Source organism: Heminiphilus faecis, assembly GCF_008728965.1.
GTDB lineage: Bacteria > Bacteroidota > Bacteroidia > Bacteroidales > Muribaculaceae > Muribaculum > Muribaculum faecis.
In genome coordinates this window covers 1-26,105 of sequence record NZ_VSMC01000014.1, presented here as the reverse complement: position 1 = coordinate 26,105, position 26,105 = coordinate 1, and the positions used below count along the sequence as shown (strand labels likewise).

General features: G+C 44.2%; 25 protein-coding genes. 7 read left to right on the top strand and 18 right to left on the bottom strand.

Features of this window, described 5'->3' with window-relative positions; translation table 11 throughout:
* Positions 1–6: 6 nt before the first annotated feature.
* The 5 genes from FW767_RS07410 to FW767_RS07390 are packed head-to-tail and all read left to right on the top strand — an operon-like array spanning position 7 to position 4,972.
* Positions 7–849, top strand: a complete 843-nt coding sequence (locus FW767_RS07410; protein ID WP_121699413.1) for a DUF4422 domain-containing protein — start codon at positions 7–9, stop codon at positions 847–849.
* The gene (locus FW767_RS07405) at positions 836–1,840 is read left to right on the top strand and encodes a glycosyltransferase family 2 protein (protein WP_121699412.1); all 1,005 of its coding nucleotides are present in this window, start codon (positions 836–838) and stop codon (positions 1,838–1,840) included. The genes FW767_RS07410 and FW767_RS07405 overlap by 14 nt, the downstream gene beginning before the upstream one ends.
* 27 nt (positions 1,841–1,867) lie before the next feature.
* Complete coding sequence (locus FW767_RS07400; protein ID WP_121699411.1) at positions 1,868–2,998, top strand: glycosyltransferase; 1,131 nt, start codon at positions 1,868–1,870, stop codon at positions 2,996–2,998.
* The gene (locus FW767_RS07395; RefSeq protein ID WP_147438773.1) at positions 2,928–4,205 is read left to right on the top strand and encodes an O-antigen ligase family protein; all 1,278 of its coding nucleotides are present in this window, start codon (positions 2,928–2,930) and stop codon (positions 4,203–4,205) included. The genes FW767_RS07400 and FW767_RS07395 overlap by 71 nt, the downstream gene beginning before the upstream one ends.
* Positions 4,206–4,234: 29 nt before the next feature.
* The gene (locus FW767_RS07390; RefSeq protein WP_205523856.1) at positions 4,235–4,972 is read left to right on the top strand and encodes a WecB/TagA/CpsF family glycosyltransferase; all 738 of its coding nucleotides are present in this window, start codon (positions 4,235–4,237) and stop codon (positions 4,970–4,972) included.
* A gap of 10 nt (positions 4,973–4,982) precedes the next feature.
* On the opposite strand, the gene FW767_RS07385 is transcribed toward FW767_RS07390, so the two are convergent.
* The 16 genes from FW767_RS07385 to FW767_RS07310 all read right to left on the bottom strand — a co-directional run bounded on the left by FW767_RS07385 (position 4,983) and on the right by FW767_RS07310 (position 23,121).
* Positions 4,983–5,192: a hypothetical protein gene (locus tag FW767_RS07385; RefSeq protein WP_147438772.1), complete on the bottom strand. Its 210-nt coding sequence runs from the start codon at positions 5,190–5,192 to the stop codon at positions 4,983–4,985.
* A gap of 213 nt (positions 5,193–5,405) precedes the next feature.
* Positions 5,406–6,593 (bottom strand): THUMP-like domain-containing protein, encoded by a 1,188-nt coding sequence (locus FW767_RS07380; RefSeq protein WP_121699407.1) that lies wholly within the window; start codon positions 6,591–6,593, stop codon positions 5,406–5,408.
* Between the two features lie 75 nt (positions 6,594–6,668).
* Entirely contained in the window at positions 6,669–7,919 is a 1,251-nt protein-coding gene (locus FW767_RS07375; RefSeq protein ID WP_121699406.1) for a phosphoglycerate kinase, read from the bottom strand.
* Positions 7,920–8,003: 84 nt separating this feature from the next.
* Positions 8,004–8,834, bottom strand: coding sequence for an orotidine-5'-phosphate decarboxylase (pyrF, locus tag FW767_RS07370; RefSeq protein WP_121699405.1), 831 nt, complete (start codon positions 8,832–8,834; stop codon positions 8,004–8,006).
* Positions 8,834–10,483 carry a DUF4153 domain-containing protein gene (locus FW767_RS07365; RefSeq protein ID WP_121699404.1) on the bottom strand — a complete coding sequence of 550 codons (1,650 nt, stop codon included), beginning with the start codon at positions 10,481–10,483 and terminating at the stop codon, positions 8,834–8,836. The genes pyrF and FW767_RS07365 overlap by 1 nt, the downstream gene beginning before the upstream one ends.
* A 17-nt stretch (positions 10,484–10,500) precedes the next feature.
* Positions 10,501–11,610 (bottom strand): peptide chain release factor 1, encoded by a 1,110-nt coding sequence (prfA, locus tag FW767_RS07360; RefSeq protein WP_121699403.1) that lies wholly within the window; start codon positions 11,608–11,610, stop codon positions 10,501–10,503.
* Positions 11,611–12,069: 459 nt separating this feature from the next.
* Complete coding sequence (locus FW767_RS07355) at positions 12,070–12,729, bottom strand: hypothetical protein (protein WP_147438771.1); 660 nt, start codon at positions 12,727–12,729, stop codon at positions 12,070–12,072.
* Positions 12,730–12,972: 243 nt separating this feature from the next.
* The gene (locus FW767_RS07350; RefSeq protein WP_148464360.1) at positions 12,973–13,695 is read right to left on the bottom strand and encodes a hypothetical protein; all 723 of its coding nucleotides are present in this window, start codon (positions 13,693–13,695) and stop codon (positions 12,973–12,975) included.
* Between the two features lie 122 nt (positions 13,696–13,817).
* The gene (cobC, locus tag FW767_RS07345) at positions 13,818–14,351 is read right to left on the bottom strand and encodes an alpha-ribazole phosphatase (RefSeq protein WP_121699399.1); all 534 of its coding nucleotides are present in this window, start codon (positions 14,349–14,351) and stop codon (positions 13,818–13,820) included.
* Positions 14,348–15,106, bottom strand: coding sequence for an adenosylcobinamide-GDP ribazoletransferase (gene cobS / locus FW767_RS07340; RefSeq protein ID WP_121699398.1), 759 nt, complete (start codon positions 15,104–15,106; stop codon positions 14,348–14,350). The genes cobC and cobS overlap by 4 nt, the downstream gene beginning before the upstream one ends.
* A gap of 3 nt (positions 15,107–15,109) precedes the next feature.
* Positions 15,110–16,147, bottom strand: coding sequence for a nicotinate-nucleotide--dimethylbenzimidazole phosphoribosyltransferase (gene cobT, locus FW767_RS07335; RefSeq protein ID WP_121699397.1), 1,038 nt, complete (start codon positions 16,145–16,147; stop codon positions 15,110–15,112).
* 7 nt (positions 16,148–16,154) lie between these two features.
* Positions 16,155–16,667: a bifunctional adenosylcobinamide kinase/adenosylcobinamide-phosphate guanylyltransferase gene (locus tag FW767_RS07330; RefSeq protein ID WP_121699396.1), complete on the bottom strand. Its 513-nt coding sequence runs from the start codon at positions 16,665–16,667 to the stop codon at positions 16,155–16,157.
* A gap of 76 nt (positions 16,668–16,743) precedes the next feature.
* Positions 16,744–18,195 (bottom strand): Na+/H+ antiporter NhaC family protein, encoded by a 1,452-nt coding sequence (locus FW767_RS07325; protein ID WP_121699395.1) that lies wholly within the window; start codon positions 18,193–18,195, stop codon positions 16,744–16,746.
* A gap of 465 nt (positions 18,196–18,660) precedes the next feature.
* A complete protein-coding gene (locus FW767_RS07320) occupies positions 18,661–20,505 on the bottom strand; it encodes a YgiQ family radical SAM protein (protein WP_121699394.1) in 1,845 nt (614 codons plus the stop codon).
* A complete protein-coding gene (gene uvrB, locus FW767_RS07315; protein WP_121699393.1) occupies positions 20,502–22,577 on the bottom strand; it encodes an excinuclease ABC subunit UvrB in 2,076 nt (691 codons plus the stop codon). The genes FW767_RS07320 and uvrB overlap by 4 nt, the downstream gene beginning before the upstream one ends.
* Positions 22,578–22,683: 106 nt before the next feature.
* A complete protein-coding gene (locus FW767_RS07310; protein WP_150980447.1) occupies positions 22,684–23,121 on the bottom strand; it encodes an IS30 family transposase in 438 nt (145 codons plus the stop codon).
* Positions 23,122–23,516: 395 nt separating this feature from the next.
* On the opposite strand from FW767_RS07310, the gene FW767_RS13325 reads away from it, so the two are divergent.
* Entirely contained in the window at positions 23,517–23,744 is a 228-nt protein-coding gene (locus tag FW767_RS13325) for a hypothetical protein (RefSeq protein ID WP_150980444.1), read from the top strand.
* A 437-nt stretch (positions 23,745–24,181) separates the two neighbouring features.
* Here FW767_RS13325 and FW767_RS07300 read toward each other — a convergent pair whose 3' ends face one another.
* Together FW767_RS07300 and FW767_RS07295 are read right to left on the bottom strand one after the other, a co-directional pair.
* A complete protein-coding gene (locus FW767_RS07300; RefSeq protein ID WP_150980441.1) occupies positions 24,182–24,733 on the bottom strand; it encodes a hypothetical protein in 552 nt (183 codons plus the stop codon).
* Between the two features lie 11 nt (positions 24,734–24,744).
* Positions 24,745–25,422, bottom strand: coding sequence for a S24 family peptidase (locus FW767_RS07295; protein ID WP_235898081.1), 678 nt, complete (start codon positions 25,420–25,422; stop codon positions 24,745–24,747).
* A 150-nt stretch (positions 25,423–25,572) separates the two neighbouring features.
* Between FW767_RS07295 and FW767_RS07290 the strand changes: the two genes are divergently transcribed.
* On the top strand, positions 25,573–25,803 hold the full coding sequence (locus FW767_RS07290) for a hypothetical protein (RefSeq protein WP_150980439.1): 231 nt from the start codon (positions 25,573–25,575) through the stop codon (positions 25,801–25,803).
* Positions 25,804–26,105 lie beyond the last annotated feature (302 nt).

The following is a 26,105-nucleotide window of genomic DNA, read 5'->3' as shown; positions in this document are numbered from 1 at the left end:
AAAGCAATGGATGAGAAGAAACAGCCTCGAATAAAGATACTTGTGGCTTGCCATAAGGCAGACCCTAATATACGTCAAGACGATATCTACATGCCAATACAAGTCGGCAAAGCACTCCACCCTGAACTCGACCTCGGATTCCAATGCGACAACACCGGCGACAACATTTCCGAGAAAAACGGATCCTACTGTGAGCTCACCGCTCTCTACTGGGCATGGAAAAACCTCAAAGACGTCGACTACATCGGTCTCTGTCATTACCGCCGTTATTTCAAAATGACAAATGCGGAATTAAGTGAGGCGATGAACTCACGTGACATTTTATTGGCAAAACCACTTACACTTTCAACATCAGTCTACAATGAACTTGTCTATTGGACATGTCTTGAAGATGCAACGGTTTTTATCGATTCAATCTTATCACTATTTCCTGAATACAAAGAGGATGTAATTTCATATTACTTTATGGAAAATAAATTCAGTCAATGCAATATGATGCTGATGTCAAAAGAGAAGTTTTATGAATACTGCAACTTCATTTTTCCTATAATTCAACTTACTGAAAGCAGGATAAAAATTTCCGGTTATACGCGTCAGCGCCGTGTATTTGGCTATCTTGCTGAAACGGCTCTCGGATTGTGGCTGAAGCACAATAAATTAAAAAATAGGAAAATAAATATAATAACAGGAGTTCCCACTAATAGAGCAAAGGAATTGTTTAATGATTTTCGGTTTGAAATGGCATTTATGCTCTCCAAACGCTTGACGTCCCCTGTTTCTGTTCCCATCATACCACCGTTGAAAACAGGACTCACTATTGATGGAATAGAGTGTAATGCTAGTGAATGATATGGAAACTACCATAAAAGTATCAGTTTGTGTCCCAGTCTATGGTGTAGAAAAGTACATTGAAAAATGTGTACGCTCCCTAATGGAACAAACTATGAAAGATAGCATTGAATTCGTTTTTGTGAATGATTGCACACGGGATAAAAGTATAGAAATTCTCAAGAAAATAGTTTCAGAATATCCTGAGCGTAGTAATCAAGTAAAAATTGTCAATCACAATAAAAATATGGGGTTGCCAAGCGCGAGAAATACTGCATTGCATAATGTTTCAGGTGAGTATATAATTCATTGCGATAGTGATGATTGGGTGGAGCCAGAGATGTGTCAGTTAATGTATAAGTGTGCTATAGAAACAGATGCGGATATAGTTGGTTGCGGGTTTTATGAAAATCGGTTGCATAAAGAGACCATAGTACTTGATGATTTTGACTGTTCTAATAAAGAAGGCATAAAGAGATTTCTATGTATGAATCAAATGCATTTCAATGTATGGCAACGATTAGTGAAAAGGACTCTTTATACTAAAAATGAAATATTATTTGATCCAAGATTTAGCATGGGTGAAGATTGTTATGCAAATTTTATGCTTCACTTAAAAGCGACCAAATTAGCAACTGTTAAAATTCCATTATATCATTATAGGCTTACTAATCAGAACTCATTGGTAAAATCGTCTGGGAAAAAAGGAGAGAAAGATATATCAATAATGTTAAATTTGATTGAGGCGGAATTAAATAAGAATGGGCTTATGGAAGAATTCAATAATGAGTTTCAAACTTTTTGCTATCTACATAAATTTTGGCAAACATTCTTTTATTCTGACAATTTTGACTTTTTATGGTATGAAAATTATCGCGGATCATTGAATAAAAAATTTCCCAAATTACTTCTTCCATCTAAAGTTAAGCGATTAGGATATATTGCATATCTAACATCGCCTAAGTTATTAAAGTTGTTAGTTGTAGCCAGTAGGAAATTACATGTTTTTTAATAAGATCAAACGATAAAACATTAAGTGATGAATAAACGTGTACTACTGGTAATAGATCAAATAGCTTCAGGTGGAGCTGAAAAAATATTGTTGGAATTTAATAATTACCTAAAATCTCAAGGATATAGTACTAAGATATTTTCTTTATATGGGAATAATGAAACGATTGCTGCTTCAGGTTTAAAAAATAATTCAGCGAATATTGTTATTAAATATATTCAACAAAAAATACTTTTTAAGAAGTTAAGAAAATATGCGTCCTCTTTTTCTCCTGATATCATATTTTCATTTCTTGAACGGAGTAATGTTCTTGTATCAAAGTTAGACATAGATGCTACTAAAATTGTAACAGTTCACAATATATTGTCAATTCAATATCGCAAGTTAAATAGTTTGATTAACAAGTTTGTTAAGTCAGATATAAATAGGGCGTATTCAAAAGTAGATAAAATAATCGTTGTTTCTGACAATATACGACAAGATTTAATTCAAGAATATAACATCCCTAGTAATAAAATATTTACAATAAACAATCGGATTGATAAGGCTGAAATAATAAAACAGGCGTCTGAGCCAATTACTGAATTTGAATTAGACAACGATTCATGTTATATTACAAACATTGGTAGATTTTGTTATCAAAAAGCACAATGGAAAATAGTTAAAGTTATAAAAAAGCTAAAAACGGAATATCCTCAATTAAATGTAAAAGGACTGATTATTGGTGAGGGCATATTAAAAAGTAAATTGATGGAATTTATTAGCGATTTAAATTTGGAAAAAGATATAATAATACTTCCATACCAAAGTAATCCTTACAAATTTATTGCTAAGTCAAATCTTTTTTTACTTCCCAGCTTCTTTGAAGGATGTCCTATAGTTCTTAGCGAAGTAGTTGCTTTAGGTATTCCATTTGTCGGTAGTGAAAAAGCAATACCCAAAGAATATTTTGACGTAAATTCTTCATATTGGAAAGACGCGACATTTGAGATTAGTGAATTTGAAGAATTTGGTGCTTGTTTGGGACCAGAGACGGAAGATATCACTAATAAGATTATGAATCAGATGAAAACAAAATCATCTGTAATTGGCACTAGAATTTGGAATAATTCAAATGATAAAAAGAACCAATTTGAAGAGTACGTCGACTTATTTTAGATTTAAATTAAAAACAGTATTATTATTATTTTTAATTCTGTATTTCCCAACATTTTGGGGATATACCTCATTGGGCACAGGACAATTAATATATTTGTTTGCTATTATTGTCCTTACACTACCATTTTTTTTAGAAACTAAGTCTTATAGATTTCCACTTCCCACGATATACAAATTATTCTTTTTATGGAGTTTAACATATATTGCAACATTAGCAATACAGCCTTTCATTAATAATGAAATTATCCTAAAAGATTTCTCAGATATACTTCGACCATTATTCTATTTATATTTTTTTATCATTGGATATGTTCTGGGCATAAAACTTGAGAAAAGTTATTTTTTAGTTACCTCAGTTGTCGTACTGACTCTCTTATCATTTATATTTGACATATTAAAATTTAATGAGTCATTTCAGGCAATAACAAATCTCTATGCTGTTTTTGAATATGGAGAATTGAATTATATAAGGTATTCTGGAACATTTGGATTTTGTTATAATTTTGGCTTTGTCTGTTTATTTGGATATGCGATTGCTCTGACATTTTATTCTCATAAAGCAATAACGTTTTTTGTTAGTTGTATTGTAATGATGCTGATTGGATCTAGATCAGTAATCTTAGCATTTATTATTGTAACTCTATTATATTTTTTTGTATTTTCAAAAATATCAGCTTTAAAAAAGACAATAATAATTCCAATTGTAATAGCCCTTATAATATTTTTGTATATAGTTGCTGTAACATGGGAAATACCAGTAGTCTCTGATTCTATTAAATATTCCGAACGATTAATTAATGCTCTTTCAGGAAAGGAAGCTGATGGTTCACTAGGTACTAGAAGTGGACAATTGGCAGTGGCTATAGAGCGGCTTTTGAAATCAATACTTTTTGGAGTTGGACCAGCTAAAAATAATTATCCGATTGAAATTCAATTAGGTTATTATTTATCTTCGTGGGGTATTATCGGTACTATCGTATTTGTTTCTATTCAATTGAATTTTTTTGTGGTGGCTGCTAGAGGATTAAAATTGAAGGATTTGTTTATAAGCAAATTCTCAACAGCAAATCTTTTGTGGTTGATATCAGCCCTAATTGTTGGGATGAGTACTCCTATAACTGATCAAATACGAGTATTCCAATTATATTTTTTGATTCAAGGATACCAATATGGCATCATTTGGCCATATAGATATTATAAATCTTAGGTTTGAATTTTATGAATAACCGAGGGTTTGTGCGAAAAATCGCAGACTCCGCTTATACGTATCCGATAGGCACATTTATTGCCGAAAACGGTCGTGTCTATACTTGCGTAAATCCGTATTCTTATCATCTTGTGCGCTGTCATCCTGAATTGTATGAATCAATGGATGGATTGTTTGTTGACGGGATGACTATGTGCTGGCTTATACGGTTGCTCTGGGGGCGGCGTGTGCCGAGGTTGAGTTTCGATATGTCGAGTATGGCAGCCGATTTGTTTTCTTATCTTAATGGTCGGGGAGTAGGGCGAAGCATATACTTTTTGGGCACTCGGCAGGAAACTCTTGAGCGTACCATAGCCCAGTTCCGTAAAAGCTATCCGTCGATGGCGATTGCCGGCTATCGCAATGGCTATTTTATAGATGTGGAGGATCGTTGTAAAGCTATTGCCGATATAGTCAGTGCGGGTAGTGATTTTACAATAGTGGGCATGGGGTCGCCGCTTCAGGAACAGTTTGCCTTGGATCTGAAAAATGCAGGTTATAAAGGCATCGTTTTTACCTGTGGAGGTTTTTTGCATCAGTCGGCCAATGCCATAAATTATTATCCCGACTGGGTCAACAAGTATAATCTGCGTGCGTTCTACCGCCTCTTCCATGAAAAAGGGTTGTGGGGGAGGTTATACAACGTATTGATTGAATTCCCTGTATTGTTTACTTGGGACACATTCGTTACCAAGTGTGCGGTAAGCGGATCCCGACCGAGGGTCTGACGGTTGTCGCTTAAGAGTTGGCTTGTTTGTTGGCAAGGTATTTTTTTAGTGCTGTACTGGCTTTTATAGTATAGATCTTGCCGTTGGGTCGTGCGTATACGACTTTTTCTCCACGTGCTTTCTTTGCCCGCAGCATATTCTCGTTGGCCAACTGAAGTCCTCTTGTTATTTTTTCAAGAATTTCGTTACGCTCCTTTTCTGACATAATCTGTTGTTTCACTGTTGTAGGTTGATTTTGGTAGGTTAACAAGTCGGTAGGGGAGCCGGTAGTACGGCGCCCGCATATCCGTATGGTCATGCTTGTCGGGCTTTTGCCGAAGACCATTCGGGTCGCAGCCGGACGCCGTGGTACTGGCGTCCCTACTACAGCCGCTGTTTATCAGTTGTTTACAGTCATTGACCCGATGGTTGGAGGTAATGTCACAGAGCGGGGTCAGGGCGTGGAGAGGAGGAGCATGGCTTTGCTGTTGTCGGCGAGGGTGGCGGCTATGAGGCGTTGGGTGCCTCCGTCTTTTACTTTCAGTTTTTTGCGCAGGGTGTCGGCCGGCATGTCGAAGTTGCGTGTGGCTATGTTCAGGCGGTCGTATTGCCGGGATATGGCTTTTATCTCGTGTGACGAGAAGTCGGCTACGCGGTCTATGCGCCATGTCTCGCCGGGGAAGTCAGCGATGCGGGCCGCGGAGTGATACAGATGCGTGTTGGGGTGGAGTTTTTTTAGCCCGTAACGTTGCGACAGCAACTTGAACGGAGCCGCTTTCATCACGGCAGCTCCCGGTTCGTAAAGATACTCTCCGGCAACAGGCAGGTCGTAATCGGGGGTGGCCGAGGCTTCCTCGCTTTGCGTGAACGAGAAGTCGTACAGAGGGGTCATGACGTGTATTACCGGCTCGGACGTGTGCTTGTTGTCAAATATTACATCGGCTACAATCTCTTTGCATTCTGTCGATGTGCCGGTAACGTATATGTCGGTCGTGTGGGGAAGTTCGCGAAGCACCTGTGTTATGTCGAGCATGGGCGAAGCCTTGAGTATGAGTCTGTCAGCGACAGCCGCGATGTCATCAAGCATTGATGTCACGTCGGGCGAGCAGTCGGTCAGCCTATATCTGCGCTCTCCGTTTGTGCCTCGACGTGCGGGGTCGATAAACACGATGTCATAGTGCTTGTCGGTGCTTTTGATAAATTCGCGGCAGTCGGCGGTGACGGCCGTTATGTTGTCATGGCCGAGTGCGGCGGCATTGTGCCTGACTGCTCCGGTTATCTCGGGGTTCATGTCTACTGCCGTGACCTCCGATGCGCGACGGGCTGCGTGATATACATCGATGCCAAGGCCGCATGTGAGGTCGAGCATGGTACATCCGGGAGCTATCAGCGATGCATGAAAGTCGGCGAGGATGTCGCTTGTACACTGTTCGGCCGAAAGTGCTGTAGGGAAAAAGAAAGTAGGGCAGGTGAGTTCTTCGGCCAACTTCTTGCGTGACTTGCGTCGACATTCTATCTGGAGTATGGCGAGATTGGCCCACGGTAATTTTCCTTGCCACTTAAGTCGCAATTTTACCGGGTCATTATCGGAGTTGGCGTGTACCCACTCCCAGAATTCATCGTTGTCGTATTCGGAGCACATGTTTTGATATTTATAAAAAAATGAAAGGTACGACGCTGACAGCGCATACCTTTCATTTTCAATAGTATATAATCTTTAGCCTTTGACTGCTGCCACACCGGGGAGCACTTTGCCTTCGATGGCTTCGAGAAGAGCGCCGCCACCTGTAGATACGTAAGACACCTGATCGGCAAGACCGAACTTGTTGACACAAGCTACAGAGTCGCCGCCGCCTACGAGCGAGAATGCGCCGTTGTCGGTAGCTTCTACGATGGCTTCTGCTATGGCGCGTGAGCCGGCGGTGAAGTTGTCAAATTCAAATACTCCTGCGGGGCCGTTCCAAAGGATGGTCTTCGAGGGACGTATGGCGTCGGCGAATGCTTTACGGGTTTCGGGACCTGCATCAAGACCTTCCCATCCGTCAGGTATGTCATTGCAGGGGCATATCATTGTCTTGGCGTCATTGCTGAAGTCGTCGGCTGCCACACAGTCGGTGCCGAGAATGAGATTGACTCCTTTTTCTTTGGCTTTCTTGATGATGTCGAGAGCGAGGTCGAGTTTATCGTCTTCAACTATTGATTTGCCGATTTTGCCGCCCTGAGCTTTGGCGAAAGTGTAGGTCATGCCGCCGCAAAGGATGAGATTGTCCACTTTATCCATGAGGTTCTCGATAATACCGATTTTGGTAGAAACTTTTGAACCGCCCATGATGGCTGTGAACGGACGTTTGATATTGCTGAGGATGTTGTCAACGGCTTGTACTTCCTTTTCCATAAGATAACCGAGCATTTTGCTGTCGGGCTGGAAGGAGTCGGCGATAACAGCTGTAGAAGCATGTTTGCGGTGAGCTGTTCCGAATGCATCGTTTACATACACGTCGGCATAGCTTGCAAGAGTCTTGGCAAATGCTTTCTGACGCTCTTTCATTTCTTTTTTGGCTGCTTCGTAGCCGGGATCTTCTTTGTCGATGCCTACGGGCTTGCCCTCTTCTTCGGGATAGAAGCGGAGGTTTTCAAGAAGAAGCACTTCACCGGGTTTGAGATTGGCTGCTGCTTCGGCAGCGTTGGCGCAGTCAGGAGCGAATTTCACGTCACGGCCGAGCGCCTTGGCTACGTCGTCCTTGATCTGTGCGAGCGAGAACTTGGGGTTTACCTTGCCTTTGGGCTTGCCCATATGCGACATGATTATAAGGCTACCACCGTCTTCAAGAATTTTTTTGAGGGTGGGAAGAGCGCCACGGATACGGGTGTCGTCTGTGATTTTACCGTTTTCATCCAAGGGTACGTTGAAGTCCACTCTGACAATTGCCTTTTTGCCGGCAAAGTTGTAGTTGTCTATCTTTTGCATTTTGGTTAAATTATAAAGTTGACAATATTTATTAGGAGCAAATATACTACATATTTGTGAGAAAAGGTGCTAAAATTGATTAATTCAGATGATGCCGGCCTCCGACAGGATGGCATGCATCTGTTTTTGCAGTTTTTCAGCTTCATTGGCCGCCGCTTCAGCATAGTCAGTACCCGACGAGGCAAATATTATGCCTCGCGAGGAATTGACGAGAAGACCGCAGTCGGCGTTCATGCCATAGCGGGCTACGTCTTCAAGGCTACCGCCTTGTGCACCTACACCGGGAACAAGCAGGAAGCTGTCGGGAGCTACACGGCGTATGTCTTTGAACATCTCGCCTTGAGTGGCTCCTACCACATACATCATCTCTTCCGGCGAAGCCCATTTCTGCGAGGTGGTTATCACGTGCTCAAAGAGGCGTGTGCCTTCTTTGTCTTCGATAAACTGGAAGTCGCGCGACCCTTTGTTGGAAGTCAGAGCCAGCAATATCACCCATTTGCCTTCATAGCCGAGAAATGGCGTCACGCTGTCTTCGCCCATATAAGGTGCTACTGTTATGGCATCGACATCGAGGTGCTCGAAGAAGCTACGGGCATAAAGTTTTGAAGTATTGCCTATGTCGCCGCGCTTGGCATCGGCAATTATAAACTGGTCAGGATAGTTTTCCTTCAGATATCTAAGTGTCTTTTCAAGAGTTATCCAGCCTTGTGCGCCTGTTGCTTCATAAAAAGCGAGGTTGGGTTTGTAGGCCACGCAGTAGGGGGCTGTGGCATCGATGATGGCTTTGTTGAATTCGTAGACCGGATCGTCGGAGTCGAGGAGATGCGACGGTATTTTCTTGATGTCGGTGTCAAGACCTACGCACAGGAACGAGCCCTTGCGCTTGATGTTTTCTATTAATTCGTTGCGTTTCATTATTGGGTATTTAAATTGTATTCAAATATGTAGCCGTCGATGCGTGCGCTGACAGAGTGCTGTCCGGCATTTACCGAGTCATTGTGCTGTCTTGTGGTCACTGTCATGGCGGTTATGAGCAGCTTTTTGTCGGGGCGTCCGGTAACGTTGACAAGCACCGGATTGAAAACCAGCGAGTCGCCGCCGGCCACAAGGCTGTCAATGTTAAGTTTGCCGCGGGCTTCCGATGTACCTGTCGATATGCGTCCTGCTTTGTCGGGAATGACATTTTTTACAGAACACATGAAAGGCTTCATGCCGGTGACTCCCCGGGGTATGGTTATCATTTTGTGAGGCGACACTTCCCAACGGTAGGTGACGATACCTTTGTTCTTGGTCAAGCCGCTGTATACGGCATCGATTTCTTCATCAGGCACCTCTTCAATGACATCCTCGTCAGGCAGCTCTATCGTTTCTACCATGACGTCATCGTCTGTTGTCGTGTCTTCGCGCTGAAGCATTGCGCCAATCGTGGTGTAGTTGAAGCCGGGAATAATCGATGTCAAGAGCATGACTGCTGAGAAAGAGAGAGGTATAGGGTTTATATGACGGCATCTGTCGATAAACAGATAGCCCATTATCATATAGCACCAGATGTTGAATGTAAGCACGTAAAGCCTATCGGTTGTAAAACCGTACTGGTTGATACGGTAGCCTATGGCAACACTCATCAGCACAAGCAGAGGAAGTGTAAGGGCCGGTAGTGCGGTTTTAATCAATCCGCCGAGAGGTCGCAGACTTTTCTCCGACAGCGGAAACAGGAAAAACTCCACTACAAGCACCTCGGCTACGAGCGCGGTGACCGACCATGTGACGTAGCCCTCAGGCAGTTCCCATGTCACAAGTATTTTTATGCCATATATATATAGTACCAGCATGTAGGCGCCCAACAAAGGCAGAAACAGATACTTGACAAGCGCGACTATGATGCGCGGTTCCTCATGTCGGTCAAGATTGGCATCATCGGGATAGGGGATACGTGAGATGAATATCATCATAGGAAGCGCCACGGCCAATACTATGGCCATGGTTAAAATCATGCGCGCCATGTCGTCGCCATATTTCAGCAATAAAAGGAGTGCCATCATTATTATGACTATGGCTATCTCGACTGCCGACGATATAAGCGCGGCTATAACAGCCGATACTGTCTGCCGGTAGCTGAAGCGCCATGCCTTAATGACATTGCCGCGTGCGGGGGCGAAGAATATGGCTATCGCCGATGCCGCTACGGCTACTGCATGTCCCGCTGTTTCGGCCTCGCCGAAGTGTTCGGTCATAAGCATGTATACCAAATCGCCTATAATGGCCAAGTTGACAATGACTTGTACAAACGTTTTTATACCGGCCCTGCTCTTGGCATATGGCTCGCACCAGATATAGGCGGCCAACGTGAGCAGAGGCCCGAGTATAGCCGTGTACTGGAATGCGGAGTCAATCTTGTAATCCCAGATTGACATTTCGGCTACTATGACAGCGTAGACTATGTAGCATATAGTGACAGGAAACCGACGGCAGATCTGTTCAGCCATGACGATTATGTCAAGCATTGAAAAACGCTTTTCAGACTCTCGTTGCGGTATGGGCGGCGGCAGTGGAGGAGGCGTCATGACAATATCGGTTTAGCTTAAAGTTCCGATTCTTTGAGCTTCTCTGCGTTTTCGGCTACAATAAGGTGGTCGATGCAATCCTGAATATCACCATCCATAAATGCCGACAGGTTATATATAGTGTAGTTGATGCGGTGGTCGGTGATGCGCCCTTGCGGATAATTGTAGGTGCGTATTTTGGCCGAGCGGTCGCCGGTAGACACCATGGTCTTGCGACGCGACGCTATGTCGTCGATATACTTCTGGTGCTCTTTGTCGTAAATAAAAGTACGCAGACGGCTAAGAGCGCGCTCCTTGTTTTTGGGCTGGTCGCGAGTCTCGGTACACTCGATCAGTATCTCTTCGGTTTCGCCTGTGTTGGGATTTTTCCACATATAGCGCAGACGCACTCCCGACTCGACCTTGTTGACATTCTGTCCGCCGGCACCGCCACTTCGGAATGTATCCCACTTGATTTCGCCTTCGTTGATTTCGACGTCGAATTCCTCGGCCTCCGGGAGCACCGCCACTGTAGCGGCCGATGTGTGTACACGCCCTTGTGTCTCCGTAGCCGGTACGCGTTGCACACGGTGCACACCGCTTTCATACTTGAGAATACCGTAAACGCCCTCGCCTGTAACTGAAAATACAACTTCTTTGAAGCCTCCTGCCGTGCCTTCGTTGAAACTTGTCACGGCGACATTCCATCCTTTGGCTTCGCAATACTTTGTGTACATCTTGAACAGGTCGCCGGCAAATATTGCGGCTTCGTCACCACCTGTGCCCCCACGTATCTCAACAATGGCGTTTTTCCCGTCCTCGGGATCGGCCGGAATAAGCAATAGCTTTATCTCTTCTTCAAGTTGCGGTATTTTGTCATTGGCTTCGTCGAGTTCCTCTTTTGCCATGGTGCGCAACTCGTCGTCGCTTTCGGTATCAAGTACTTCGCGGGCTTCTTTTATATTGTCAATGAGTGTACGGTAAGCGCGTGTGGTCTTTGTCAATTTTTCAAGATCCTTGTACTCCTTTGTGAGTTTTACGTAGCGCTTCATGTCGGCGATGACAGCCGGATCGGTTATGAGTGTGCTCACTTCTTCAAATCGGCTTTCTATACCGTCAAGACGTGAGAGTAGGGAATTTTCTGCCATGTCGTGAATATTTTTCGCGAAGATACGAAATATTCCCCATATTATAATGTACGGCGGTCAACTAAATTGACCGGTCCAATATGCTATCCAAAACACATTCAATATGTATGTCATAGCTATTTTGAAATAAGCGAATAAATTTTCGTCACAACAATATAGGGAATGAGTGAGATTAACGAGTATACAATCAAAAACAATATCAGGTAATCTAAATGTGTTGTGGATTTATTTAAATTAGGTAAAAGAAAACAAATTGCAACAGATAGACTGTTGGCAATCCAAACCGACAAAGAAAGTCTGAGAGTGCTTTTTCTAAACCACTTATAAGCTATGAAGCCACTCAACAAACCGCATAATAGGAATATGACCGTATAGTACATGTCCCATTCCATATACAACATACTATAACCTATTCCTACTGAGATAAGAAATACAAATACTTCAAATATCCAAAATCGTTTATCGGTCAGTTTCATTGGTTTCAAGGAGTTTTCGGATTGAGTTTATAATATCTTTCCAAGAGGCACCGTCAAGGTCAAAAGACAATTCCCGGTCATAATCCCAATCAAGTCCTTTGTCGGTGGCTTTTCGGGTTGATAGTATTTTCAGTCGATGGCTATCGTGAGTAACACGCACACTGGTAGAGTGCATATAAAGCTGCCGCCATGAGCGTTGTTTCATCGCTTTGATTAGCTCGGAGGTCTTTATCTCTGTGTATTTATCATGCAGACTTGCATGGAAAATATCCGTCAGGGTATCCTCAAACGCTCCATTATCGCAGTCAAGAGGCAAGAATTTGATCGGATAACTCGAGTTCGCATAATATACTGTGACAAATATATACTCCTTGTCAGTGCGGTATATCATACACCTTCCGGAACTCTCCAACTCGGGGCATCTGTCGTTGTATTTTCGGTTGATTCTTAGCCAACGATATATGGCCAAGACAATCGCAACAATTACAAATATTACGACAGATCCATACTCTGGCCCATCATAAAATTCAAACACCGTCATATTATTTTCCGGCTTGTCCTTCTGGTACACCACTTCTATACTGTCGCCTACGGCAAAACCGTTGGCATGTGCTCCACCGTCATAAGCTATGCCATTTACCATAATACTATAATGTATTATAGGACCACTGTTTCCAATGCTGCTGATATTTGAAATTTCAGATGATGTGAATTCCGGATTTGCCGACAATGCGCTGTATTTGCGATTTTGAAAATACTGGCCTGCAATTATAAACAGCACGAGAATCAGCAGCATAACACCAAAAGGCAAGCGTGTCTTACCCCGCCGCCCCAAGAAAAACCTGTATGTTTTGCTGTCAGATTTCATCCCTGTTTTAATCGTAAATCAGATTGGAATTGTAGGAGTTGATTCGTCAATTTCAACTCCTTTGTCATCAAACAAGGTGTAAATTCGATGAATCTCCGATGTCAGGAAATCGTCAAGAGAATTCCACTTTTTCAGTGAAGCACAGTTTTCGCGAGTACAGAAATGGACAAAACGCCAAGACTCAATGCCCGTCATTGAGAGATATTTTGTTACAGATGCTTTGTTCAATGGTTGTGACCAAAATTTTTCCAACCGATCGTTGAGCATATCACACATTTTTCCGACAGGAACAAGAGTATTAATTATCCCTGTATTTTTACAGCCTCCAGTCAAGTAGTCGGCTCTTATGAGTTTTGCGCCCACTTTTACTGTTACAAACATCTCGACATATAGAAACGGAATAATCTCATACTTCATTTTTACCGGTATCAGATATTCGAGCCTGTCGTCATATATCCTTGCAAGCGGCTTTCGCATTGCTCTCAATATCAGCCAAACAATTCCAATAATAGCGGTGAAAGAGAAGAAGACAACACCGAGATACCCTATGAATATATCTATGCCCGTACGAGGATGAATAGTCATAAGGAAACCACCCATGACAAATAATGCGCTGACAAATATCAATACAATTACCCGCCAAATACTTGGATATATGTCAATACGGTTATTCATCCGATATATCAGTCTCATCGCTTGCCTCCTTTCTGAAAGAGCAGGTATGATTGACTTTGCGCCCATAGGTTAGTGGAGAGAGTAAAGTCAATACACAGAATCAATATCTTATAAAGTGTTGCCATACGCGAAGTTATAACAAAACCTTGTAACTTGGTGATAATCTGACAAGAAAATCGGCATCCTCACTAAGGCTCGATTGTCATTATAGTTCCATAAGAGGGTTGGCTGTTAAATGCCTCTTCTGCCGTCAGGCCGTTGTAAAGCATCATGGCCTGTATAAGGATGCCACCGTGGGTGAAAAGGGCAACCTCATCATCTTCATTTGACGAGGCCGTTATTTCTTCAATAAAAGACATGAAACGGGTGCGTTGGTCCATGAATGATTCACCTTCAGTAGCCCTGACATTGATATAGTCGTCATACCATTCCTGCAAACGAGGGTCGCTTATGGAGTCGAAGCGTTGCATTTCCCAAGCCCCGAAGTCCATCTCCATCAATCGGTCATCAATGATGGCGCCGGGGTATCCGCAATATTCGGCAAGTCGCCAGCATCTTGACAGCGGGCTTGTGAATACTCTGTTAAACCGCCGTCCTTCAAGACGCTTTTTTACCGACTCCGCTTCAATCGGAAAAGTAGACGCCAGCGCTACATCGGTCTGTCCGTAGCATGTGCCCGGAGCGACATTGACCGATGTATGTCTAATAAATGTTACTTTCATGACGAATGATTTACGAGTAGACCTGCGGTAATGTAAAAAGACAGCTCGCACATCAGAAACAAGGCCCCGCAACAATCACCGGTATATCCGCCGAGACGCCGGCGCAGATACAGGATTATAATGCCTGATACCATTACTGGAGCGGCAGCCGCAGGGAGCAGCGCCGGTGGGAGCAACAATAATGGCAGGGAACCGGTGATGAAAGATATTATAATGTCGGTCGTTGACATTCGGTTGTAGATTGTTTTGTTTTTAGCTTCCTCCTCTTTTCTTGCGTAGGGCAGAAAATTTATAATCTGTCCTGCACAAAATTTGCTCCATGCATCGCCGGCAATAAGAACTGCGATGACATATATGACGTTTATGAATCCTATGTCAGCTATAAAAAGTGTAGCAAGCAAAAAATACAGTATAAGACCGATTACTCCATATGTGCCTATATGACTGTCTTTCATTATAGCAAGTGTGCGCGAGCGCGTAGTGCCTCCGCCCATGCCGTCGAAGAAGTCGGCGAGGCCGTCCTCATGCAGTGCGCCCGTCACAAACAGTCGTGATACTATGGCAAACACGGCGGCTATAATCGGATTAAACATTTGAGCCATAATCCAGTATACGGCACACATGACGCCGCCTGTAAGCCATCCGGTAAGTGGCCAGAACGTAACGACCCGTTTGTAGCTCTCTTTGGGGAGTTCGGCAATTTTCCAGAACGGCAATCGGGTGAAGAATGTCAGGGCGGCAAGAAGGCTGTACATCGTTTAGAAGTATTTGGTCACGTTCACGCTTTGAAACGAGTCCATATTGTTGATCATATTGACTGCTGACTGTATTATGGGATAGGCACATACCGCGCCTGAACCTTCGCCAAGCCTTAAGTCAAGATGAAGTACGGCTTTTACACCCATATGTTCGAGCATAAGTTTGTGCCCCGACTCGTCGCCTTGATGACAGAATATGGCATAATCCATGACTTCAGGATAGAGTCGGCTCGCCGCGAGTATACAGGCTGTCATTATGAACCCGTCTACAAGTATCACCATGCCGAGTTCTGCAGCTTTCAGCATGCCTCCCACGGCCATGGCGAGTTCGTATCCGCCAAACCAAGCCATCTTGTCTTGCACACTGTCGCCTCCTTTGTAGTTGGCGAGTGCACGCGACAATACATCGTATTTATGGCTTATGCCGCTGCCGTTAAGACCCGCTCCGGCGCCGATGCACCGGTCAAGGGGAATATCGGTGAATAGGTGCATCCACATCGATGACGAGGAAGTGTTGCCGCTACCCATCTCTCCGAAACTTACCACATTGCATCCCCGGGCGTGAACATCAGCCACAACTCCGGCACCTCGTTGCATGCACAGTTCCAGTTCGTCGGCAGTCATGGCTGCCTCATAGAGAAAATTGCGTGTCGATTTTCTTACCTTGAGGTCTATTATGCCATGTCCGGCGGGAATGTCGTAGTCAACACCCGCATCGACAAGTACAAGTTTGAATCCATGTTGGTCGCATAGAAAATTTATGCCCGCACCTCCCTTGGAGAAGTGACTGAGCTGTTGCCATGTCACCTCTTTGGGCGATACAGTCACTCCTTCTTCTATTATACCGTGGTCGGCTGCAAACAGTATATTGCACGGATTTTTCAATGAAGGAGTCAGGGTCTGCTGTATGATACCTATTTTCAGCGCCAACTGTTCAAGCATTCCGAGCGACCCTTTTGGCTTTGTAAGATTGTCGATTTTGTCGATAAGTTTATGTTCTATGGCCTTGTCGGGACGCGCGATGTTAAATGTAGTCATGATATGGTTATCCTTTTATTTTTATGTCGATGCCTGATATTAGCAAATACACTTCATCTGATTTTTCAGCCACGTATCGGTTGACGAGGCCTTGAAGGTCCGTGAACCGACGCTGCATAGGATTGTCACTTGTGCCTCCCATGCCTATCTCGTTTGTTACAAGTATATAGTCGGCGTCTTCGGTGACAAATGAGTCAAACTCATCGCAGAAAGCAGCATAAGCTTTATTGACATCTTCACCATGCTCGAAAAACATATTGGTGGCCCACAGGGTGACACAATCGACGAGTACGGTAGTCCCGATATGACTGTATCGGCTTGGGTACAACGGCTCTTCGACCGATATCCAGCATGGGCCTCTTCGGGCTTTATGAGCTTCTACCCGCTGTCGAAACTCTTCGTCATAAACGCGCGCAGTCGCTATATAAACCGGACGGTCACTTATGGCCATCGCCAATCGTTCGGCAAATTCACTTTTGCCGGAACGCTGGCCGCCCGTTATGAGTATAGTTTTTCCCATTGCCAAATGTATTGCGGCACAAATTTACAAAGAAATTCACTACGATGCCTCAACGAGGGCAATTAATTGCGCAGTGTCATGCCGCGACCTGTTTCATCACGCGGCGTATACGGAAGCCTATCCATGCCGTAGCAATCGACACCAACGGACTTGCAATGTTGAAGATGCAGTAGGGCAGATATGATAGTGTGGCTACTCCGAGTACTGTTGATTGGGTCAGTCCGCATGAATTCCACGGAATAAGCACCGAGGTTACCGAAGTGGAGTCTTCGATTGAACGGCTCAACAGTCTCGGCTCGAGTCCGTTGCGTCTATACAGATTGCGATACAGGTTGCCGTTTAATATAATAGACAGATATTGGTCACCGGTACATCCGTTAAGCATTAATCCTGTAGCTATTGTGGTCGTTACAGTGCTTCGTGATGAATTAATACGTTTGGTAATGGAGTGTGTGATGCGTGACAACATACCCGAGCCCATAAGAACCCCTCCGAATATCATTGCGCTTAGTATAAGGTATATGGTAGGTAACATACCCTTCATACCGCCTGTCGATATGAGAGAGTCGAGCGTAGGGTCGCCTGTGGTTAGCGATGTTTCTGTCACGAGCAGTTTAACTATGGCCGTGGCGACATCGGTAATGTCGGCTGACGAGGATAAAGAGGCCAATATACTTGGCTGCCACAAGAATATTCCGACTATACCGAGTATACTGCTTAGTCCGAGGGTTACGGCGGTGTTTAGTCTTAATACAATCAGTCCTATTGTGGCAAGAGGTATGAGCAGACACCATGGTGTGATGTTGAACATCTCGTGAAGATGTACGAGCATCATCGTTGATTGCTGATCGGCATTATGATTGCCTGTAGTACCTACGATAGCAAATACGGTTAAGGCAACACCCATAGCTGGTATTGATGTCCACATCAGGTATCGTATGTGGGTGAACAGATTCACGTCGCATGTCGATGACGCGAGTACAGTAGTATCGGAAAGAGGCGATACCTTGTCACCGAAATAGGCTCCCGAAATTATGGCACCCGCTATCCATGCAGGATTATAGCCCCATACCGAGCCTATGCCCATGAAGGCCACTCCTATGGTGGCTATCGTAGTCCACGAACTTCCGCTCAATACCGATATTACCGCACATACAGCACATGCAGTCACAAGAAATGCCGACGGATTAAGCGACTCAAGGCCATAGCATATAAGAGTGGGAACAACTCCCGACAGCATCCAAGTAGCCGCTACAGTAGCTATCATGAGCAATATGGGTATTGTAGGCAATACTTGTGCCGCACTCTTCAACAACCCTATGCGCATGGCTCTCACGGGGCGCCGATATAAAACCATTGATATGGCAGCGGCAATGGCTGCCGCCGACAGTAATATATAATGGCTCATATCCTGTACTGCCCCGGCTCCATAGGTCAATATGATCGTGACAAGCCCTGCTATCAATATAAATATGGGTATGAGGGAGGCCACGAGAGAAGGGGATCTATGCTTATGCGAATTTTTCATCAGATACAAATATGCGTTTTTTGCGGTTGCAAAGTTATCAATAAAACTCCATAACCTATACGTTTATTGCAAGAAGCAACTATTTTTAATATTTAGAGCATACAGTGGTCTGTATCAGTGTTTGTATGTAAAATGATCGAGGGGAATTAACTAAAATTTTGTAATGTTAAAAATAATGATTACATTTGCATGTAAATAAACCTAATCCTATGATGCCAAACCTAACATTACCCCATTTAAGGGAAATGTCGCCTGCTACTATTATAAGGCTTTATTAAGCCGGACGGCCTTGATTTTTTATCAAGGCTTTTTATTTTTTCATCGGTAAGAATGAAGCAGCAAAACCCGGCTGATCTGTTGAAAAATATGCCTTGCCCAAAGGTGGGCGCCGTAATATCGGCGCCCGCAGAACCGTATGGCAGTCATTTGATAATAATGATTATATATATGTCCCGCATCCAAAGTCTATCGGCGATTGCGTGGATCTCTATAGGCAGGATACAGACGTCGTATGAGGTCGGGACGGTGTAGACGATGTAATGCATTTATTATATCACTTCGATAAGTCTTGTCGTACCAGAAGAAATAGCGTCGTTGAGCCAGTTTTTCTTCCGGTTTAACGGCACAAAACACACGCTCTCCCGTATAAGGATGATAGCCCGAGTAGTAAATTTCGGTAGCGACGGTCATCGGTGTCGGAGTAAAGTCCTGAACCTGTTCGAGATGCATGTTCAGATCTTTTGTCTCTGCGGCAAGCTGGGCCATGTCGACTTCTCTACATCCGGGATGAGATGATATGAAGTAGGGGATAAGCTGCTGATTAAGGCCGGCTGTGCGATTGACGCGGTCAAATATCTTTTTGAAATCGTAAAAAAGCTCAAAAGACGGTTTGCGCATGATATCCAGCACGTGAGGACATGTATGTTCCGGTGCCACTTTAAGACGGCCCGATACATGGCGTTCGATGAGTTCTTCGTTGTACCGTCTGTTGGTGTGGTCGGTTTTATCGTTGCCTGAGCGGTGCATTGACAGGTCGTAGCGTACCCCGCTGCCTATAAATGACTTTTTGATACCCGGCAGGGAGTCGACGGCATGATATATGTCAAGCAGCGGACCGTGGTCATTGTTCAGGTTAGGGCATGGCTTAGGATGAAGACAAGAGGGCTTCAGGCATTTTTGGCATATCGACAGGTCTTTGCCGCCCATGAGGTACATGTTGGCTGACGGGCCACCAAGATCGCTTATGTACCCTTTGAAATCATCCATTGCGGTTATTTGCCGTACTTCTCGCAATATCGACTCTTTACTGCGTGATGCGATGAACTTGCCCTGATGGGCCGATATGGTACAGAATGCGCAACCGCCGAAGCATCCACGGTGCATGTTGACCGAGTGTTTTATCATGTCCCATGCCGGAATGGTTTTTCCACGATAACGAGGATGTGGCAGACGGGTGTAGGGCAGGTCAAATGAGGCATCGATTTCGCGTGTAGTCATCGGAGGCAACATAGGCGTGATTTTTACCGCTTTGTCACCGTGACGTTGCCATATGACGGCGCCTTGCATGCGGTTGGACTGTTGCTCGACATGCTTGAAATTGGCGGACTGTTTTTTCTTGTCGCGCCGACATTCCTCGAAAGAACTTAATATTATATTGTTTTCGTCGGCTGCTGGAATTTCAGATGCCGTAACAAGAACAGCTGTCTGCGGTACATCGGTAAGACTCTGTATAGGCTCGCCGGCCGATAATCTGTCGGCAATTTCAGTTACGGGCTTTTCGCCCATTCCGTAGATAACGATATCCACCGGTGCATCAAGAAGTATGGATGGTCTTAACCGATCTTGCCAATAGTCATAGTGCGACACCCGTCTTAACGAGGCTTCAATACCGCCTGCCACGATTGGGGTATCGGGATATAGCCGGCGCAGTATTTCGGAGTAGACGATGGTTGGATAGTCGGGTCGCATGCCGTGGCGGCCTCCCGGAGTATAAGCGTCGTCACTCCGTCTGCGTCGAGCGGCCGTATAGTGGTTGACCATCGAGTCCATAGCTCCGGCCGATACTCCGAAAAATAAACGCGGGCGACCGAGCTTGCGGAAATCACGCAGATCATCGCGCCAGTTGGGCTGCGGCACAATGGCGACTCTTAGCCCATGTGCCTGAAGTGTACGTCCTATTACCGCGGCTCCGAATGAAGGGTGATCCACATAAGCGTCACCGGAGAATATGATGACATCTATATAATCCCAGCCAAGAGCCTCGATTTCTTTTGCCGAGGTAGGGAGCCATATTGATTGTTCTGCTCTCATGCCATAGTATTTAAATGGTCCTCCATTTTCATTATCTCGTCACGCATGCGTGCGGCCTCCATAAACTCCATTCGCTTTGCCGCTTCGACCATCTCTCCTCGCAATCTGGTTATGGCACGTTGCAGTTCGGCTTTGTTCATGTATGGTATGACCGGGTCGGCGGCAATATTTACTGTATGAGTATATTCACTTAGATATGGTACTTTCTTGTTGTCAGATTTACCTTTCTCGTGTTTACCTGATGCTCTCGTCTGATGTACCGGTACTGAGTCTTCGTCATCTATGCCTATAATGGCCTGACGTGCTTTTACGATAGCCTGAGGTGTTATGCCGTGCTCTTCGTTGTACGCGAGTTGAAGCGAGCGTCGGCGTTCTGTCTCCTCTATGGTGAGCCTCATGGAGTCGGTGATTTTATCGGCATACATGATGACCGTGCCGTTTAGGTTTCGGGCGGCGCGTCCTACGGTCTGTGTCAGCGATCGGTGACTGCGGAGGAAGCCTTCCTTATCAGCATCAAGGATGGCTACAAGCGATACTTCAGGCAGGTCGAGACCTTCACGCAACAGATTCACGCCGATAAGTACGTCATATGTCCCGGCCCGCAGATCATCGAGAATCTTTATTCGGTCAAGGGTGTCTACATCGCTGTGGATATAGGCCGCTTTGACCCGCAGCTTCAGCATATACTCGTTTAATTCTTCCGCCATACGTTTGGTAAGCGTGGTGACAAGCACGCGCTCGTCACGCTCTATGCGCTGTTGTATCTCTTCGAGCAGGTCATCAATCTGATTCAACGACGGTCTTACGCTTATAAGCGGGTCAAGCAATCCGGTGGGACGTATTATCTGTTCGACAATAACACCCTCGCTCTTTTCAAGTTCGTAGTCGGCCGGCGTAGCGCTTACATATATGGTCTGCCGCGTCAGTGCTTCAAATTCGTTAAACTTCAACGGTCGGTTATCGAGTGCTGCCGGAAGTCGGAAGCCGTACTCCACAAGATTCATTTTGCGTGACACATCGCCTCCGTACATAGCTCTTATCTGAGGTATTGTAACATGGCTTTCGTCTATTATGGTAAGAAAGTCTTTCGGAAAATAGTCAAGCAGACAGAACGGACGCATGCCCGGCTGGCGACCGTCAAAATAACGGCTGTAATTTTCTATACCGGAGCAGTGACCGATTTCGCGTATCATCTCTATATCATAGGTGGTACGTTCATATAGGCGGCTTGCTTCAAGTTCCTTTGCCTCACGGCGGAAAAAATTCACTTGCTCGCCGAGGTCTATTTCCATGCGTGCTATAGCTTGTCCTGTCCTTTCGCGCGAAGTAACGAAAAGATTGGCCGGATATATGTTGAAACGGTCATGGCTGCCGAGCGAAGTTCCGTCCTCGGAGTGTATGGTGGAGATTGACTCGATTTCGTCGCCCCAGAATATTACGCGCAGAGTTATCTCCTCGTAAGCGAGGCGTATATCTACTGTGTCGCCTTTTACTCTGAATGTGCCTCGTGCGAGTTCTATTTCGTTGCGGCTGTAAAGAGCGTCAACCAGTTTGCGAAGAAAGGCGTTGCGCGCTATCTTCTGACCGACTTTGATTTCGACTACGCCGGCATTGAAGTCCTCGGGATTGCCCATACCGTAAAGGCATGACACCGACGACACCACCACTACGTCGCGGCGCCCCGACAGCAGGGCCGAGACAGTAGCGAGACGCAACTTGTCGATCTCGTCGTTTATCATCAGGTCTTTTTCTATATATTTGTCCGATGATGGTATATATGCTTCGGGCTGGTAGTAGTCGTAATAGCTTACGAAATACTCCACGGCGTTGTGGGGGAAAAATTGCTTGAACTCACCGTACAACTGTGCGGCGAGAGTCTTGTTGTGGCTTAAGATAAGGGTCGGACGGTTTATCTGCGCTATGACATTGGCCATGGTAAAGGTTTTACCCGAGCCGGTCACGCCAAGCAGTGTCTGTGCCGCAGTTCCATCATTGAGGCCTTCCACAAGTTCTTTTATGGCTTGTGGCTGGTCACCGGTGGGACTATACTGCGATTCAAGTTGAAAATTCATAGAATTGTGTTTGCTGATTAACTTACAAAGATAGCGATAAGTCGGGGCAAAACCAAATATTTGTCTTTTGCCGAGCGAAATGTAGAGTCAACAAGCAAGTGCAAAATTAAGTCAATAGTTTGAAGAACTCAATACGAGGCGCTGAGAAACCTAATTTTTCTCGCGGTCTTCTGTTGATTTTTGCTTGTATTCTGTCAAGTTCTGCCTGTTCGACATCACGGAAGTCGGTGCCTTTTGGGAAGTATTGCCTCAACAGCTTGTTTGCGTTTTCAACCGCGCCTTTTTGTCCTGAGCAGAACGGGTCGGCAAAATAGACCGAGGCTCCGATTCGTCGTGCCAGCCATTGATGATTCATGAATTCACTTCCGTTGTCCGTTGTGATCGTGAGCACATTGGCCTTGTATGGCAGCAATAACCGCCATGCGGCCATAGCGACGACCTCCGGCTTTTTCGATGTCAGCTTAGACTGCAGAAACATGTTTGTCTTGCGCTCGATCATTGTAAGGACCGCGCTTTTCTGACCCTTCCCGATTACAAGATCCATTTATGGGGCATAAAACGAAGCGATTTGTTTGTTGGTCGGGCAAATGATGTTAAACGATTTGCAGTTCAATAGGTTAGGTGGCTATCTGAAAAATGAAGCGATATTTCCAAGCGGTTTTTCTTTTACATGGTTCTTACATCAGCTTTACAAAATGGGGCTGTTTGGGGCGAAAACGCCTCGGTTTCTTTACATCGCCTGTGCAATTTGTGTATAAATGGGCTTGGATGGCACTTTGTTGGCGTGTGCGTGCCTTTTTATCCAAATAGGAGGTCTTTTGAAGTGTAGGCGATCTATGGTATATTGATCGCATTTTTTTGCCCCAGTTTCTAAAATTTTTCTCAAAAATATTCCAAATAATCACTATTTGGAATATTTTGGCTATTTTTGTTGCTGTAATGAGCAAGATTATACATGTACATCTTATATGCCCGATAGTGGGTGAAAAACAGCGGGACTGGTACTTTGCCAGTATCTCTGCGGTGTATTCTGTCTTGACACCGGAACAAGTAGGAGCATCCAAGAGCTATCTGCTTCATGCCGGGCTGTCAGGCAATGGCTCTGTTATAACTAAAAGGGCTATAATTAAGCAATCTACGCTCATCAGTGGCAGTAGATCCGGATGATATTTTAACGATAAAATAACGCTGTTAAAATTGTTTTCGTGCGTTATTCATTTTTATGCTGAAGGGAGCGGTTTTCGCTCCCTTTTTTGTGCTTATATTGTTTAGGGTTACATTTAGGGTTACATTTAGGGTTATGGTTTAGGGTTACACCAAAATAAAATTTAGGGTTACATTTAGGGTTACATTTCCGATTTTTTTTAGGTTAATATTTTATATGATAGCGACTCCAAAATTTATTATAACCTAAAAATATGGTAATATACAAGTAGGAAAATACCCGCCACTTTTTGATTTGATTTTATGGCGTAATGCTTTGTACTTTAGCGCATTATTACTGTCTATGCCCTCGAATAACCGAAACAACATGTGCGTGCCGTGTAAATAGGGTATTATGAGGCCGTGCATCTGTGTCGAATGGATATGTTTGAACATATAAATTATGGCATTTCGGAGTATATTTCAGGTCCGCTATCATCGTTGTATAAATATTTTACACCCTTGATTTTTGTTATGTTTTTATCAAAATAAAATGTCATAGGTATTATTTGATAACATTTTCTTTTATCATCATAATATCTAAATTTGTGAAATATAGATACCATGGTCGTATCATAATGAAATGCTTCAGATCTCTTGTTTATAGAATCGGATAGTGCTTTAAATTGTATATCAAGATTTTTAAACGTTTCCAAATGCTTTTCAGCAATAACAGGGTTGTAGGAACACTTAGCATTGTCTATTTCCTGCTCCATATTATCACTAATCTCTTGAAGTTCATTTAATAGAGTGAAAGCTTCATCTGTTTCTTGAAAACAAATTTTTGCCGGCTCAAATTCTCCGAATTCAATTGCTTCATAACTTTCAATATTTGGTAGCATCTGATTTAGTGAAGCGCGAATTAAATTCTGCGCTTTTTCTTCTTTTGAGGGGGCGCATGATATTGAAAGGGTGAAAAATAGATAGCAAATAATCTTGGTAATATTATTCATTATCAAAATATTTATTCAATTCGTAAGTAACCGACCACGAGGGCTATGCGGTAGATGTCTTCTTTGGGGATGTCAAAATCAGGATAGTCGGGGTTGTTGGATTTGCACGTGATGGATGTGCCGTGATCATAGATGCGTTTTACGACTATACCTTGCGCTGTGTCGAGAACATGAGTACGCCCCCATTGTATGAACGATGATTCTTTAATGAATAAACAAGCAAGTTCATCGCCGGACATATATTGCGGTTCCATGGACTCGCCACGTGCTATAATCGTGAAGTCATAGCGTGGCAGGATGGGGATTAATGGCAATCGTTCGCAGTCGCTTTCTGATACTGAGCCTAACGCAATAGAGAGACTTCCGGCTGCGGCATCAAAAGGGATCCGAGGTCGGGTTTCCTGCGATATAACTTCTTTTTTATCAATTTTAGACTCGTGAAGCGTGGAGTCACTGTCGGCAGACCGCTTTGTTTTGAGCATATCACCTTCTCCGGTCAAGAGCCACGCGGGTGAGTATTGGGGATAATTTTCAACTATCGCTTGAATCCATTTTGATTGTATGTCTGTTCCGTTGGCAATAGCGCGAGAAATCACGCCTTTACTGGCACCTATGGCTCGTTCAAGAGCGCCTATCGTTATGCCTTCGTGGTCTGCTATGTCCTTTAGGCGGGGAAGAATTTTACACATCTGTTGAAAATTTACTCCGTTTTATTTTGTGGGTTGAAAATTATCATCTATCTTTGCGATGTGGTTACAATGTTACCACTGCGCCAAAGATACAAAAAAAGCGTGAGATTAACGAATTTTAGGACTATATAAAATTAAGTGAATAAAAAGATGAGAACAATATCGGAAATCGAGGAAGATATCTGCGTTGCAAAGCGCAAAGTAGACAAGGCTCATACGCCATCAGAACTGACGATTGCCATCAATGAACTTAACCATTTGAACTTCGAGCTCAGTCAAGCTGAACAATTCAAGTTAAGGAATAAAGATAACGCCGAACACATGGCTCTTGAGGAAATACGCCTATGGGCAAATAGTAGTCATGCCCATCTTTCGCAGTAATCGGATTACGCCAGTGGCTATAAGGATGGAATCGGTCAAGCCAAAGAAATAGTCTGCAATATTCTTGAGCGGTATTTAGGAGAAAAAGAATAGGGTCAGACCCAAGAGAGGGCGATCCTTCGGCAATATAGCCGAGAATGCCGAAAGGCAAAGTAAATTTTCCAATCCTCGGCGTTGGAAAAGCCACTCTACTTTGACCCTTTTGGCCAAACAGAATTTACCCACCTTGGCCATAATATGATTGACCCTTTAAAGTCCTGGTGTTAGGGGTCAATTTTATTTTACCCTTTTAATTCTCTATT